At 68.4% G+C, this 12,082-nt stretch carries 14 protein-coding genes and 1 pseudogene; 10 read left to right on the forward strand and 5 right to left on the reverse strand.

Going from position 1 to position 12,082, the window contains the following annotated elements; genetic code table 11:
• Nucleotides 1-199 precede the first annotated feature (199 nt).
• The 3 genes from ACIHCQ_RS12735 (at nt 200) to ACIHCQ_RS12745 (ending at nt 2,861) form a co-directional block, all read left to right on the forward strand.
• On the forward strand, nt 200-589 hold the full coding sequence (locus ACIHCQ_RS12735) for a DUF6479 family protein (RefSeq protein WP_399661096.1): 390 nt from the start codon (nt 200-202) through the stop codon (nt 587-589).
• Between the two features lie 180 nt (nt 590-769).
• Complete coding sequence (gene ctaD, locus ACIHCQ_RS12740; protein ID WP_399661098.1) at nt 770-2,467, forward strand: cytochrome c oxidase subunit I; 1,698 nt, start codon at nt 770-772, stop codon at nt 2,465-2,467.
• Between the two features lie 4 nt (nt 2,468-2,471).
• The gene (locus tag ACIHCQ_RS12745; protein WP_399661100.1) at nt 2,472-2,861 is read left to right on the forward strand and encodes a cytochrome c oxidase subunit 4; all 390 of its coding nucleotides are present in this window, start codon (nt 2,472-2,474) and stop codon (nt 2,859-2,861) included.
• On the opposite strand, the gene ACIHCQ_RS12750 is transcribed toward ACIHCQ_RS12745, so the two are convergent.
• Nucleotides 2,778-3,665 carry a GvpL/GvpF family gas vesicle protein gene (locus tag ACIHCQ_RS12750; protein ID WP_399661102.1) on the reverse strand — a complete coding sequence of 296 codons (888 nt, stop codon included), beginning with the start codon at nt 3,663-3,665 and terminating at the stop codon, nt 2,778-2,780. The two genes, ACIHCQ_RS12745 and ACIHCQ_RS12750, sit on opposite strands and share 84 nt — an antisense overlap.
• A gap of 256 nt (nt 3,666-3,921) precedes the next feature.
• On the opposite strand from ACIHCQ_RS12750, the gene ACIHCQ_RS12755 reads away from it, so the two are divergent.
• The 5 genes from ACIHCQ_RS12755 (at nt 3,922) to ACIHCQ_RS12775 (ending at nt 7,410) form a co-directional block, all read left to right on the forward strand.
• Nucleotides 3,922-4,791, forward strand: coding sequence for a hypothetical protein (locus ACIHCQ_RS12755; protein ID WP_399661104.1), 870 nt, complete (start codon nt 3,922-3,924; stop codon nt 4,789-4,791).
• A 215-nt stretch (nt 4,792-5,006) separates the two neighbouring features.
• Nucleotides 5,007-6,509, forward strand: coding sequence for a glycoside hydrolase family 76 protein (locus ACIHCQ_RS12760; protein WP_399661106.1), 1,503 nt, complete (start codon nt 5,007-5,009; stop codon nt 6,507-6,509).
• A 203-nt stretch (nt 6,510-6,712) separates the two neighbouring features.
• Nucleotides 6,713-6,916: a cold-shock protein gene (locus ACIHCQ_RS12765; protein ID WP_399661108.1), complete on the forward strand. Its 204-nt coding sequence runs from the start codon at nt 6,713-6,715 to the stop codon at nt 6,914-6,916.
• A gap of 150 nt (nt 6,917-7,066) precedes the next feature.
• Nucleotides 7,067-7,309: an Hsp20/alpha crystallin family protein gene (locus tag ACIHCQ_RS12770; RefSeq protein WP_399661111.1), complete on the forward strand. Its 243-nt coding sequence runs from the start codon at nt 7,067-7,069 to the stop codon at nt 7,307-7,309.
• Nucleotides 7,294-7,410, forward strand: coding sequence for a hypothetical protein (locus tag ACIHCQ_RS12775; RefSeq protein ID WP_399661448.1), 117 nt, complete (start codon nt 7,294-7,296; stop codon nt 7,408-7,410). Before ACIHCQ_RS12770 ends, ACIHCQ_RS12775 begins: the two co-directional genes overlap by 16 nt.
• Nucleotides 7,411-7,479: 69 nt before the next feature.
• Here the strand turns inward: ACIHCQ_RS12775 and ACIHCQ_RS12780 are convergent, their stop codons facing one another.
• Nucleotides 7,480-7,617, reverse strand: coding sequence for a hypothetical protein (locus ACIHCQ_RS12780; protein ID WP_399661112.1), 138 nt, complete (start codon nt 7,615-7,617; stop codon nt 7,480-7,482).
• Between the two features lie 127 nt (nt 7,618-7,744).
• Here ACIHCQ_RS12780 and ACIHCQ_RS12785 point away from each other — a divergent pair, with 127 nt between their 5' ends.
• Nucleotides 7,745-8,137: a DUF2267 domain-containing protein gene (locus ACIHCQ_RS12785; RefSeq protein WP_399661114.1), complete on the forward strand. Its 393-nt coding sequence runs from the start codon at nt 7,745-7,747 to the stop codon at nt 8,135-8,137.
• Nucleotides 8,138-8,196: 59 nt separating this feature from the next.
• Nucleotides 8,197-8,649, forward strand: a complete 453-nt coding sequence (locus ACIHCQ_RS12790; RefSeq protein ID WP_399661116.1) for a YbhB/YbcL family Raf kinase inhibitor-like protein — start codon at nt 8,197-8,199, stop codon at nt 8,647-8,649.
• Nucleotides 8,650-8,662: 13 nt separating this feature from the next.
• On the opposite strand, the pseudogene ACIHCQ_RS12795 reads toward ACIHCQ_RS12790, so the two are convergent.
• From ACIHCQ_RS12795 to ACIHCQ_RS12805, 3 genes and pseudogenes are all read right to left on the reverse strand, one after another.
• Nucleotides 8,663-10,110: pseudogene (locus ACIHCQ_RS12795) on the reverse strand (erythromycin esterase family protein).
• Nucleotides 10,107-10,787: a dienelactone hydrolase family protein gene (locus ACIHCQ_RS12800; RefSeq protein ID WP_399661118.1), complete on the reverse strand. Its 681-nt coding sequence runs from the start codon at nt 10,785-10,787 to the stop codon at nt 10,107-10,109. Before ACIHCQ_RS12800 ends, ACIHCQ_RS12795 begins: the two are co-directional and overlap by 4 nt.
• Before the next feature lie 140 nt (nt 10,788-10,927).
• The gene (locus tag ACIHCQ_RS12805) at nt 10,928-11,914 is read right to left on the reverse strand and encodes a DMT family transporter (RefSeq protein WP_399661120.1); all 987 of its coding nucleotides are present in this window, start codon (nt 11,912-11,914) and stop codon (nt 10,928-10,930) included.
• Nucleotides 11,915-12,082 lie beyond the last annotated feature (168 nt).

Genomic DNA, 12,082 nt, shown 5'->3' on the forward strand with positions numbered 1-12,082 from the left:
GGCTGCTCCTGCCTTCCGGGGTGCTCCAGCGGAGTCGGTGCGTCCTGCGCAGCGAGCGTACGGGCGCGGGTGGTCAGGGGGCCGGAAGGGCACGGTGGCGTGTTTCGCGGGGCCGTTGAGCCGTTTGATCCGGCGCGGCTGAGGTATCCGCGAGGGGTAGGGCCGCGAACCGCGCAGGGAGGGTAGGGAGGCACGAGACATGAACGCGCTGAGCGGAACGCAGCAGCATGCACTCGACGCGCTCGTCGAGACGGCGGCAAGCGACCTGATCATCGGTATCGGCCCGTTCATCGCGGGGATCGTCGTCACCATCGTCCTGATCCTGGCGGTGCGGCTGGGCATCAATTGGCGGGCGTCGGAGCCGCCGCCGCCGACCCCGGAGGAGCAGCCGCACGCGCCTTCCCTGCGCACGCACGTCGAGGAGATCCGGGAGGCGGACGAGGAGGCGTTCCCGGCCGACGGGCACCGCCTCATGCCCTATGAGCTGAAGCAGTACGGCAGCCACGGCGTCGAACCGCCGGAGAAGGGCGTGCCCGAGAAGGACCAGAACAAGGGCGGCGGCTTCGGGAGCGGCGGCGTCGGCGGCTGAGGGCACGACAGGGTTCGGGGATCGGCAGGTTATCCGCCGTACGAGGGCACTTTCCGACGCCGGACGGAGCAGTCACCGGCTGTCGCCCGTCGCCCGGGAAAAAGGGACATAGCATGCGGCGCCCGTCGCGGAATTCCGCGACGGGCGGTCTGTGTCCCGGCGGCGAACGGAGAAACCCGGATGGTCCACGGCTCCACAGAGGCGGCTGAAGCGGCTACGGAAGCCGTGCCGGGGAACGACCGGAACGCGACCGGGAACCGCATCCGGGACTGGCTGACGACGACGGACCACAAGGTCATCGGAAATCTGTACATGGTCACGGCGTTCGGGTTCTTTCTGCTCGCCGGAGTCATGGCCATGATGATGCGGGCCGAGCTGGCGCGCCCCGGCCTGCAGATTGTCAGCAGGGAGCAGTTCAACCAGCTGTTCACCATTCACGGCACGATCATGATGCTGCTTTTCGCGACTCCGATGTTCGCCGGATTCGCCAACGCGGTCATGCCGTTGCAGATCGGCGCGCCCGACGTCGCTTTCCCCCGGTTGAACGCCTTCACCTACTGGCTGTTCCTTTTCGGCGGGCTGATCGTCGTGTCCGGTTTCCTCACGCCGGTCGGGGCGGCCGATTTCGGATGGTTCGCCTATGCCCCGCTGAACGGCCCCGTGTACTCCCCGAGCGAGGGCGGGGACCTGTGGGCAATGGGACTGGTACTGACCGGAGTCAGCACGACGCTCGGCGCGGTCAATTTCATCGCCACCATCGTGTGCCTCCGCGCGCCGGGGATGACCATGTTCCGTATGCCGATCTTCACCTGGAACGTGCTGTTCACCTCCATTCTGGTGCTGGTTTCCTTTCCGGTGCTGGCGGCGGCTCTACTGGCCCTGGAGGCGGACCGAAAGTTCGGTGCGCACATCTACGACCCGGCGAACGGCGGCGCGCTGCTGTGGCAGCATCTGTTCTGGTTCTTCGGCCATCCCGAGGTCTATATCGTGGCCCTTCCCTTCTTCGGCGTGGTGACCGAAATCATTCCGGTCTTCAGCCGGAAGCCGATTTTCGGATACGTCGGAATGGTGGGCGCCACAATTATGATCACCATGCTGTCCGCAGTGGTCTGGGCGCACCATATGTTCGCCACGGGAGCTGTGCTCCTGCCGTTCTTCTCCCTGATGTCGTTCATCATCGCGGTGCCCACGGGGGTCAAGTTCTTCAACTGGATCGGCACGATGTGGAACGGAAGCGTCTCGTTCGAGACGCCGATGCTCTGGGCACTGGGGTTTCTCGTCACCTTCCTGCTGGGCGGGCTCAGCGGCGTCATGATCGCATCACCGCCGCTGGACTTCCATGTCACGGATACGTACTTCATCGTGGCGCATCTGCATTACGTGCTCTTCGGAACGGTGGTGTTCGCCATGTTCGGCGGGTTCTACTTCTGGTGGCCGAAATGGACCGGGCGCATGCTGGACGAGCGGCTTGGGCGGGTGCACTTCTGGACGCTGTTCCTGGGATTCCAGACCACATTCCTGGTCCATCACTGGCTCGGCGAAATGGGGATGCCCCGGCGGTACGCCGACTATCTAGCCGCCGATGGTTTCACTCTCCTGAACACCATTTCCTCCATCGGTTCCTTCTTGCTGGGGCTTTCGACCCTGCCGTTTCTCTACAACGTGTGGCACACCACTCGCCATGGGCCAAAGGTGGGAGTCAATGATCCGTGGGGGTACGGCCGCTCCCTGGAGTGGGCGACCTCCTGTCCGCCGCCGAGGCACAATTTCCGTGCCCTGCCCCGCGTACGTACCGACTCACCGGCCTTCGACCTGAACCATCCCGAGGTGGCGACGGTGCCCCATCCAGCGCACGGAACACGAGGCGAGGTGAGGTGACGGCATGAGGACCGAGGCATACCTGTTCGCCGGGGTGGCGTTGTTCTTTCTGGTGACGGACGTGCTGTACGGGGTGTGGTCGAAAGAGCCCGCCGGTATCGCAGCGCTCACCGTCGCCTTCATCATGTCGTGCCTTGTCTCGTTCTTCTTCGGCAGGAACTACCGGGCGAAAGGCGCTCGGCCGGAGGACCGCAGGGACGCCGAGATCCGCGAGAGCTTCGGCTCCCGGGGATTTTTCGCGCCGCACAGCGCCTATCCCGTGCTGACCGCGGCAGGCAGTGCCGTACTGGCCGTCGGCGTCGTCTACGGCCTATGGCTGGCGCTGATCGGTCTCGGCATTCTGGCGGCCGGGGTGTTCGGGTTCGTTTTCCAGTTCGCCGGGGGCGAGGACTGAGGGAGCACCACCGCCCTCCGGTGTGATGCCGGTGATGTCGCCGCCGGTGAAGGTGTACGCGGGCCAGGGGCCGAGGAGTTCGATCCGTACGTCGGGGAAGCGCCTGCCGAGCGCTTCCACGGTGGCGGCGAACTCCTGCGCACGGATGTCCGGCACGAGATACGCGGTGTCCAGGATCATCGTGCCCGCGGGCCTGGGGTGGCTGGGCACCGACTCCACCGCGAACTCCTGGAGGGCGGCGTCGATCTCCTCGGCCTCCTCCGTGAGAGCCGCTTCCTGGCTCTGGAGCTGGCCGTGCGCCTGTCGCTCCTGGTGGACCCGGTGGCGTACGAGGCACGCGGTGCCAGGACCCTCGCCGACGTAAGACTGGTCGTCCTGGTCGTCCCGTCTGTCGTGGTGGTGGTCGGCTGCGCCCTCCGCCGAAGTGCCGACGTAGGCCTTGACGCCCCACTCCGTACGCCCCGCGACCCGGTCGAGCGCCGACACGAACTCCGTGCGCCGCTTCGCGAGGAGGGAGCGGACGTGGTCGTCGTCCTCGCAGGCCGTCGCGAAGTGCAGAGGGACGACGTTTCTCGTCCGGGCCAGTGTGCGGATCACCAGGTCGTGGGCCTCGACGGCCCCTTCCAGCCGACCCGGGTCGCGGAAGTCCTTGACCGGCACCGATCCGACGATGCCGACGAGACCTGTCTCCTCGACGGCGCGCACCTCCTCACCGGCCACTCCGGTCATGCCGATGCCGGCGAGAGGGTCCCGCCCATCGCCGAAAGCGACGGCGTAGAGCCAGGTGACACAGGGCTCCGTCACGGCTGCTCCTCATATGCGCTGCCTGCACTGCCCGATTTATATGCATGCACCATATGCACCTATTACCCAAGATCGCCTGAGATCAAGAGCAGGGGCGGTCACCGTGATCAGAAAATCTCGTTGAGGGATGAACATCGGGCCGACCGTCTCCGTAATCCCATCCGAACGCAGGCGCCTCGTTCCCACCCCCCGTAACGGAAGCTGTCCGATCACTCGCCGGTCGGCTTCCCCACACTGACCGAGTGAGGTTTCTGCGATGTCCAGGGCTCTTCCGAAGTACCGCAAGCGGCGTGTCATCATCGGCGGCGGCGCAGCCGCGCTCGTACTGTCCGGAGCCGTGATCGTCAGCTCGGCCATGGCCGGGCAGGACAAGGGCACGAGCACAGCCACCACGAAGGCCGCCGGCCCGGGCACCGTCAACTGCCCCGCCGTCGCACCGAGCCTCCCCGCCGTACCGGCCTCCGCCAAGGCAGAGATCGACCGCAACCTCGCCCTCCTCAACACCCAGATCGCCGAGGCCAACAAGCGCCTCATCGACACCGTCGGCCAGGGCGGACCCAACTTCATCCAGAACGCCATCCTCGGCCCCCTGGCAGACAAGCGCGTCTCCACCATCAACCGCATGGCCACCGCCATCGGCCGCACCGCCGCCAAACCCCAGGGCCTCGACAGCCTCGCCCCCTGCACCCTCAACACAGGCGCGGCGGGCAATGCGGGCAATGGTCAAGCCCAGAACCCCAGCACCCCGCCCGCCAACCAGGGCGGTAACGCCGGGGCGGGCAACGGGGCGGGCAATGGGGCGAACGCGGGCGCCGGAAACGGCGCCGGCGCCCCGGGCACCGTCAACTGCCCCGCCGTCGCACCGAGCCTCCCCGCCGTACCGGCCTCCGCCAAGGCAGAGATCGACCGCAACCTCGCCCTCCTCAACACCCAGATCGCCGAGGCCAACAAGCGCCTCATCGACACCGTCGGCCAGGGCGGACCCAACTTCATCCAGAACGCCATCCTCGGCCCCCTGGCAGACAAGCGCGTCTCCACCATCAACCGCATGGCCACCGCCATCGGCCGCACCGCCGCCAAGCCCCAGGGCCTCGACAGCCTCGCCCCCTGCACCCTCAACAAGTGAGGAGTCAGTGCAGTGAGGAGTCGGTGAGGCACCCCACCCCCTCCTGAAAAGAACACCCGTACAGAGCAAAACCTGATGGGCAGTGCGGTCGTTGAGCCGCACTGCCCATCAACTCGCGGGGAGCGCACCGGTCATTGACAGGGCATCACCCGGGGAGTTCACTTCCCCCCGACAAGGTATGGACCAACACCCCGGGGCAGTTTGATGTCTTCCGCATGGCTGGATCAGGACCGAGCCCGGTGAAGGCGGCACTGGTTGCGGCCACGCTGCTGTTCCTCACCTCCGTACCGGCCGAAGCCGCGGAAGCGGGCAGAGCCACCTTCCCAGCAGCCACCTTCCCAGCAGCCGCTTCTCCCGCAGCAGCCATCTGCAACACGCACTGCGACGGCCGGGACCCGGCGCTCTCGCCTACGGACCGTACCCCCGTCACCGCCACCCTCTTCTCCCGCACCATCACCCTGCACTTCGACGACCCGGACGCCATGGGCTGGGCCTCGATCGACAATGGCAGCCCGGGTGACGGCGTATGGCTGGACCGTTCCTTCGACGGCGGGCGCACCTGGAGTTCCGGCAGCCGCCTCGGCGATACGACCGTACCCACGGGGCAGCGCGGCTGGCGCACGCTGATGTACAACGTGGACGACCGGGCCAACCACGGCGTCGGCGCGCTGCGCGCCTGCGGCAAGGCCACAGGCCGCCCCGAGATCGCCTGTACGCAGTGGGCGCGCGCCACAGCGAACGCGAGCGACCCGCGCACCGCCGCGGCCACCACGCAGATGATGTTCTACAACAACGGCAACGGCCTGTTCGACACCACCGGCTGGTGGAACGCCGCCAATGCCCTCACCGCGGTCATCGACAACATCAGGGTCAGCGGCATGGACAGCTACCGGTACGCCATCGCCAACACCTACAACCGCCAACTGAACGTGCTACAGGGGCAGTTCCGCAACGAATACCTGGACGACACGGGCTGGTGGGGCCTCGCCTGGATCGCCGCGTACGACCTGACCGGCGACACCCGCTATTTGAACACCGCCCGCGCCGACGCCGACCACATGGCCGCGTACTGGGACACCACCTGCGGCGGCGGGGTGTGGTGGACCACGGGAAAGACATACAAGAACGCCATCACCAACTCGCTCTACATCCAGCTCAACGCCGCTCTGCACAACCGCATCGCGGGCGATACGGTCCATCTTCAGCGCGCCACGGCCGACTGGTCATGGTTCCAGGGAACCGGGATGATCAACAGCTCGCGCCTGGTGAACGACGGCATCGATCTGTCCACCTGCCGCAACAACGGCGGCACCGCCTGGACGTACAACCAGGGCGTGCTCCTCGGAGGCCTCTCCGAGCTCTACCGCGCCACCCGCGATGCCCCGACGCTGACCACCGCCCGGCAGATCGCCGACGCGGCCACCACCGCCTCCTCCCTCCACACCTCCGCGGGCATCCTCCGCGAGCCGTGCGAGTCGGGTGACTGCGCGGCCGACGGTCCTTCCTTCAAGGGCGCGCACGTCCGGGGCCTGGGCAAGTTGAATGCTGTACTGGCCGGCCGGCCGTACAGCGACTATCTGAAGCGCCAGGCCGACAGCGCCTACGCGCGGGACCGCAATGCCCTCGACCAGTACGGTCTCCGCTGGTCGGGCCCGCTGGACCGGGCGGATGCCGCCCGCCAGCACAGCGCCCTCGATCTGCTCAACGCCGCGCTCTGAGGCAGTCGGCCATCGGGCCGTAACCGCCCCGTAGCCGGCCCGTCACCGCCGTCGCCACCGTCGCCGCGTGTTCACCCGATCACCTTGTACTGAGTCCGTATGGGCGTGTCTGCCGCCGCTGTCGGTGGGAACCCGTGACTATCGCACCACAACCGCACAAAGCGGGACGCGCTCCGCGCTCCCGCCCCTTGAAGGAGATCAGAATGGCTACCGGCACTGTGAAGTGGTTCAACCCGGAAAAGGGCTTCGGCTTCATCGCGCAGGACGGCGGCGGCCCGGACGTGTTCGTGCACTACTCCGCCATCGAAAGCAGCGGATACCGCGAGCTCACTGAGGGCCAGAAGGTTCAGTTCGACGTCGTCCAAGGACCGAAGGGACCGCAGGCAGAGCGCGTCACCCCCGCCTGACCAGGACCCACCTGATGTACGCCCCGCGTAGCCGCGTAACGCGTCGACGCGGGGCGTACACACATCCAAAGAGCCTGTTTAGCAGCCCAGGGGGCGGTTACCCGCCGGTGGCAAGGAGCTTGCCCGGACACGGCGATGGGAGCCGGCGCTGTGGCGGCATGGCTGCCGGTGGCCGAGGAGGAAGAAACCGAGGACGCATACATCGTGCGGGCGGAACTGCCCGGGATTCCCGCGGAGAACGTGGACATCGAACTCGAAGGCGACGAGCTGTCCATCAGCGGGGAAATGAGCGAGGAAAAGCGCGGCAAGGTGCTCAGCCGCCGGACCGGGAAATCCCCTACCGCACCAGCCTGCCGGGCAGTGCGGACGCCGAGAATATCGACGCCGACCTGACGGACGGCATTCTCACCGTGCGTATCCCGAAGACGGCGGAGGCGAAGCGCCGCAAGATCACGATCGGCGGTAAGCGCCAGATCACCGGCGAGACGGCGTAATCCGCTGCGTCAATCGCCATGGGGCGCCCTGGGACGGCCGCGGGGCCCTGAGCCCGCGGGAGGCCACGTCTACTCCGACTCCGGGCCCTCGGTCTGGTATTTCTTGGTCCAGGTGGCTCCGCACCGGCAGTGGAACTGCTCGATCAGTTCGCCGTCATCGGAGACGGACATGCCTCGATTGAGGCGGACGTGCACATGCTTACTCATAGGGACCGCTCTTCGCAGGGGCAGATTCTTCCCGGGATCGTCCCTCATGGTGGGCATATATCGCCTGATGTACACAATGACCCACGTCACACTCTCGGTCGATCCGTTTCGATCCAGGAGGAGACTCATGAGGTATGACGAATTCCTGGCACGCGTAAGAGAGCGCGGCGAGTACGCCAACCAGGACGAGGCCGCGCAGGTCGCGAAGGCCGTCCTGCAGGTGCTCGCCCACCGCATCACGCCCAGTGAGGCAAAGGACCTGGCTTCCCAGCTGGCAGCGCCGCTGAAGGAGGCCCTGGAGGTCGATATGGAGGAGCGGGGTGAGTCGTACGGCGTCGAGCAGTTCTACCGGCGGATCGCCGAGCGCACCGGGGCACACGACCGCACCGCGCAATGGGATGCGAGCGCCGTCCTGTCAACGCTCGCCGACGCCGTCTCCCCGGGGGAGCTCAACCAGATCATCAGCCAGCTGCCCTCCGGCTATGCCGTGCTGTTCGGAAAAGCCGACCTGAGCGATTGAGCGACTGAGCGGCAGCGACCACGAGACTAGGGCGGTCTCTCAGGGGTACCCCGCCCCACATGGCTGGAATTGATCTCAGAAGCTCCGCATTCAATGACCACGCCCCCGTCCCGCGCACCTACGCGTGGGAGGGGGACAACACCTCACCACCGCTGACCTGGTCCGGCGTGCCGGACGACGCGGTCGAACTGGTGCTGCTGTGCGAGGACCCCGACGCCCCCTCGGGCACCTTCGTCCACTGGGTGGTGGTCGGCATCGACCCCCGCAGCGGCGGCGCGGAGGCCGGGCAGTGCCCGCCGGGCGGCACCGAGCTGGTCAACGGCTTCGGCGAGCGTGGCTGGGGCGGGCCGCATCCGCCTCCCGGCGATGAGGCGCACCGCTACTTCTTCCACCTCTACGCTCTGTCCGAGCCGTGTGCGCTCCCGGATGCGCCGTCCGCCGAGCAGGTGCATCAGGCGATCGAGAAGAGGGAGCTCGCCAGCGGCACTCTGGTGGCCGTCTACCAGCGCTGAGACTCGCTGAGACTCACAGACCGGTGGGCCAGGTTTCGTCCTCGTCTGTGTCCGGCGGCAGGGTATACAGCGGGCTCAGGGCCGTCGCACGGTCGAGGTGGCAGAAGGCGTCGTAGCGCTCGGCAAGGACGGTGGGTACGTAGTTGCCCCAGCGCTCCCGACCCGGCCGGTAGACCACACCGATCGCCCGGTGCTCGCGTTCGGCCGCGTACCACTCGCACCCCTCGCGGTCGCGGTGCAGACCGTGGCGCGCGGGCGGGAAGACGAACAGGGCGTCCTGCTCGGACGGCCGTGCCCGCAGTGCCTGGTGCAGCACGTCTTCTACGCTGCCGGGCCGCGCGGGCGGTACCCGCTTCACACGCGGACACGCGCCCCAGAAGTCCGCGGCGATCACCGTGCCTCGTACCCGCCGAAGCCGACCAGCACCACACCCTCGGCGCTGTGGCGTTCGCGCACCAGCTGTCCTACGTTGGCCATCCCGGCGTCGGCCATGTCGGTGGCGCGGGCGTCGCCGATGTGGGTGTTGTGTTCCCAGACCACCGCCCTGGCCTCAGGGCCGTGGTGTTCCATCAGACGGTCGAGAGTGTCGGCCATATGGTGGTCGCGGATATTCCACGACGCCGGGCCGCCGTGCACCATCGCCCGGTAGTACGCCTCGGCCCCGGCCAGCACCTCGGCGTTCTGCCGGAACGCGAACTCCGCCAGATCGCCGTCGTGCGGCGCCGCCTCAGCCGCCCCCGCCGCTTCCGCCGCTTCGTTCGCCTGTCGGCGCAACCGTACGAGCAGCGAGAGGACCTCCGGCTCGCAGCCGGCCGGGATCAGCTGGGTGGCACGGGCGTACGCCTGCGGGTCCTCGGCATACGGTTCGAAGCAGCGATACGCCTCCAGCGCCGACTCGACCTGGCCCGGGTCGTGGGTGTGCAGATGGTTCAGCACGGCGTGCAGCGACTCCCACAGGGAGTAGACGTCCAAGCCGAAGAAGCCGACCCGGCGGCGCTGCGGCAGGCACGCGTTGTGCTGCCGCAGCCAGCGGGCGAAGGCGGCCACATCGGTGTTCGCCCACATCCAGGCGGGCCAGCGGGTAAAGCCCTCCAGCACCTCAAGTGGATCGTCGGGGGCGCCCGGCGCGGCGGTCACGCACTGGTGAACGGCCATGCAGTCGGGCCAGTCGCCCTCCACGGCGACGAAGGAGAACCCCTTCTCCTCGATCAGCCGCCGGGTCAGCAGGGCCCCCCACCGGTAGTACTCGGCGGTGCCGTGGGACGCCTCGCCGAGCAGTACATAACGGGCGTCGCCGATCCGCTCCAGCAGCGCGTCCAGCGATTCCGGCCCGGCCAGCGGCAGCGCGTCCTCACGGATCCGCGCCGCCACGTCCGGGGCGACAGCCGTGTCCGAGGCGGCAGCCATGTCCGAAGCGGCAGCCATGTCCGAGGCGGCGGAGACTCCGGACGCCAAGGTCATACCGCGGCCCCCTTGCCCATCCCGTTCGTCCTGCTCATCGCCTGGGCGAGGAACCAGTCGCAGGAGGCGGCGGCCACCTGCTCCAGCGCGTCGGGCTCGTCGAACAGATGCGTGGCGCCCCTCACGATGTGAACCTTGTGCGGCCCGGACAGCCGCCCCGCGGCCTCCTTGTTGAGCCGCAGGAGAATCTCGTCGTGGCCGCCGACCATGAGCAGGACGGGCGTACGTACCCGTTCCAGCGCATCGCCCGCCAAGTCGGGCCGACCGCTGCGGCTGACCACCGCGTACACCCGTTCCGGCCGCTCGGCGGCCGCCACGAGCGCCGCTGCCACTCCCGTACTGGCGCCGAACAGGCCCACCGGCACGCCGCGGGTGTCCGGCTCCTCCCGCAGCCAGTCGATGGCGGCCACCAGCCGCCCGGCCAGCAGGGGAATGTCGAAGCGGTGCCTGGTCGTCACCGCGTCCTCGCGCTCCTCGCGCTCGGTCAGCAGGTCGAGCAGCAGGGTGCCCAGTCCCTTGGCGTGCAACTCGGCGGCGACCGCGCGGTTGCGCGCGCTGTGGCGGGAACTGCCGCTGCCGTGGGCGAAGAGCACGACCGACCGGATCGGACCGGGTACGACCAGATCGCCGGTCAGCACCGCCTTGCCGGCAGGCACCATCACCATGTCGGAGATCATCTCGTTTCATCTCCCTGCGGTTCCTATGGCCCCCCTGCGGTTCTCCTGTGATCTGCCCGAGGCGAGTACCCGCAGGCCGGAGCGGTACGCGTCCGGAGGCGGCCACGGCACACGACAGGCGGGCCACTGAACGACTCCGCTCAGGCGGCAGCGCCGAACCCCGGCGGCAACTGCCGGTTGCCCGCCCGGCGCTGAAGGGGCACCACCGACGACGGCGCGGCGGCGGGCCGGGTCAGCAGCACGACTCCGGCCGCCACGAACCCCAGCGAGGCGACCGCGACGGCGATGCCCGCCGTGCCCGCCGCGAAGCCCTGGCCGAGAAGGGTCAGGCCGACCGCCGCCGCCGCGAGCGGGTTGACCAGGGTCACCGTGGCCAGCGGCGCGCCGAGGCCACCGGAGCGGTAGGCCGACTGGGACAGCAGCAGACCGCCGACCGACAGGGCGACCACGGCGAGGGTGCTGACACCGAGCAGTTCGCCGACGCCCGCGGCGGACACGCGTACGGCGACGGTCTGGCTGAGGACCGACCCCATGCCGAACGCCACCCCGGACGCGGTCGCGAGCAGGAGCGCGTGGACGGTCGGCCTGCGCACCGCGTACGTGAAAGCCGTCGCGCAGAGCGCGGCCAGCAGCAGCGCCGTGGCGACGAGTACGCGGTCGACCTGCGACGCGGTCAGCGCGCCGATCCCGTCCTGCGTGGCCGTGAGCAGCAGCACGCCCGCCAGCCCGGTGAGGGTCAGTACGACACCGCGGCGCTCGTCCGCGGAGACCCGGCGCCGGGCCCACCTGGCGCCGAGGGGCAGCGCGAGCACCAGTGTGAGCGCGCCGAGCGGCTGTACCAGGGTGAGCGAGCCGTACCGCAGGGCGATCACATGCAGAAGGGCGCCAACGCCGTTGAGCGCCACCGCGAGCCACCAGGCGGACGAGGTGAATGTGGCGGCCCACCCGGTGCGACGGACAGAGGAGACAGAGGGGGCGGAGCGGACGCGGCTCGCCACGCGCTCCTGACGGACCGCCGCGACCGCGTACGCGAGCGCGGACAACACGGAAAGGCCGATCGCCACCGCGCCACCGAACCAGGCTTGTCCGGTGACGTTGGCTATCCAGTCGGTTCTGTCCGCGCTCATGCACGGACAGCAACATTCACCGCACGGATGTTCCCCCTCCAGGGACTCCTTCTCCAGAAATCTCGATGTTGGCGAGATTTGTTCCTAACCGGCTACGGCCGCGGGCTCCCACGATGTGCCGGTCTCCGGCTCGCAGTTGGCATCGGTGGTGAGGCGATAACGAGTGGA

It is taken from the genome of Streptomyces sp. NPDC052236, from assembly GCF_044548015.1.
Lineage (GTDB): Bacteria > Actinomycetota > Actinomycetes > Streptomycetales > Streptomycetaceae > Streptomyces.

What these genes read in the sequence shown, in the direction of transcription:
- ACIHCQ_RS12735 (WP_399661096.1), top strand. Translation starts at nt 200, where the DNA reads ATGAACGCGCTGAGCGGAACGCAGCAGCATGCACTCGACGCGCTCGTC.
- ctaD (WP_399661098.1), top strand. Translation starts at nt 770, where the DNA reads ATGGTCCACGGCTCCACAGAGGCGGCTGAAGCGGCTACGGAAGCCGTG.
- ACIHCQ_RS12745 (WP_399661100.1), top strand. Translation starts at nt 2,472, where the DNA reads ATGAGGACCGAGGCATACCTGTTCGCCGGGGTGGCGTTGTTCTTTCTG.
- ACIHCQ_RS12755 (WP_399661104.1), top strand. Translation starts at nt 3,922, where the DNA reads ATGTCCAGGGCTCTTCCGAAGTACCGCAAGCGGCGTGTCATCATCGGC.
- ACIHCQ_RS12760 (WP_399661106.1), top strand. Translation starts at nt 5,007, where the DNA reads ATGGCTGGATCAGGACCGAGCCCGGTGAAGGCGGCACTGGTTGCGGCC.
- ACIHCQ_RS12765 (WP_399661108.1), top strand. Translation starts at nt 6,713, where the DNA reads ATGGCTACCGGCACTGTGAAGTGGTTCAACCCGGAAAAGGGCTTCGGC.
- ACIHCQ_RS12780 (WP_399661112.1), bottom strand. Translation starts at nt 7,617, where the DNA reads ATGAGTAAGCATGTGCACGTCCGCCTCAATCGAGGCATGTCCGTCTCC.
- ACIHCQ_RS12785 (WP_399661114.1), top strand. Translation starts at nt 7,745, where the DNA reads ATGAGGTATGACGAATTCCTGGCACGCGTAAGAGAGCGCGGCGAGTAC.
- ACIHCQ_RS12790 (WP_399661116.1), top strand. Translation starts at nt 8,197, where the DNA reads ATGGCTGGAATTGATCTCAGAAGCTCCGCATTCAATGACCACGCCCCC.
- ACIHCQ_RS12800 (WP_399661118.1), bottom strand. Translation starts at nt 10,787, where the DNA reads ATGATCTCCGACATGGTGATGGTGCCTGCCGGCAAGGCGGTGCTGACC.
- ACIHCQ_RS12805 (WP_399661120.1), bottom strand. Translation starts at nt 11,914, where the DNA reads ATGAGCGCGGACAGAACCGACTGGATAGCCAACGTCACCGGACAAGCC.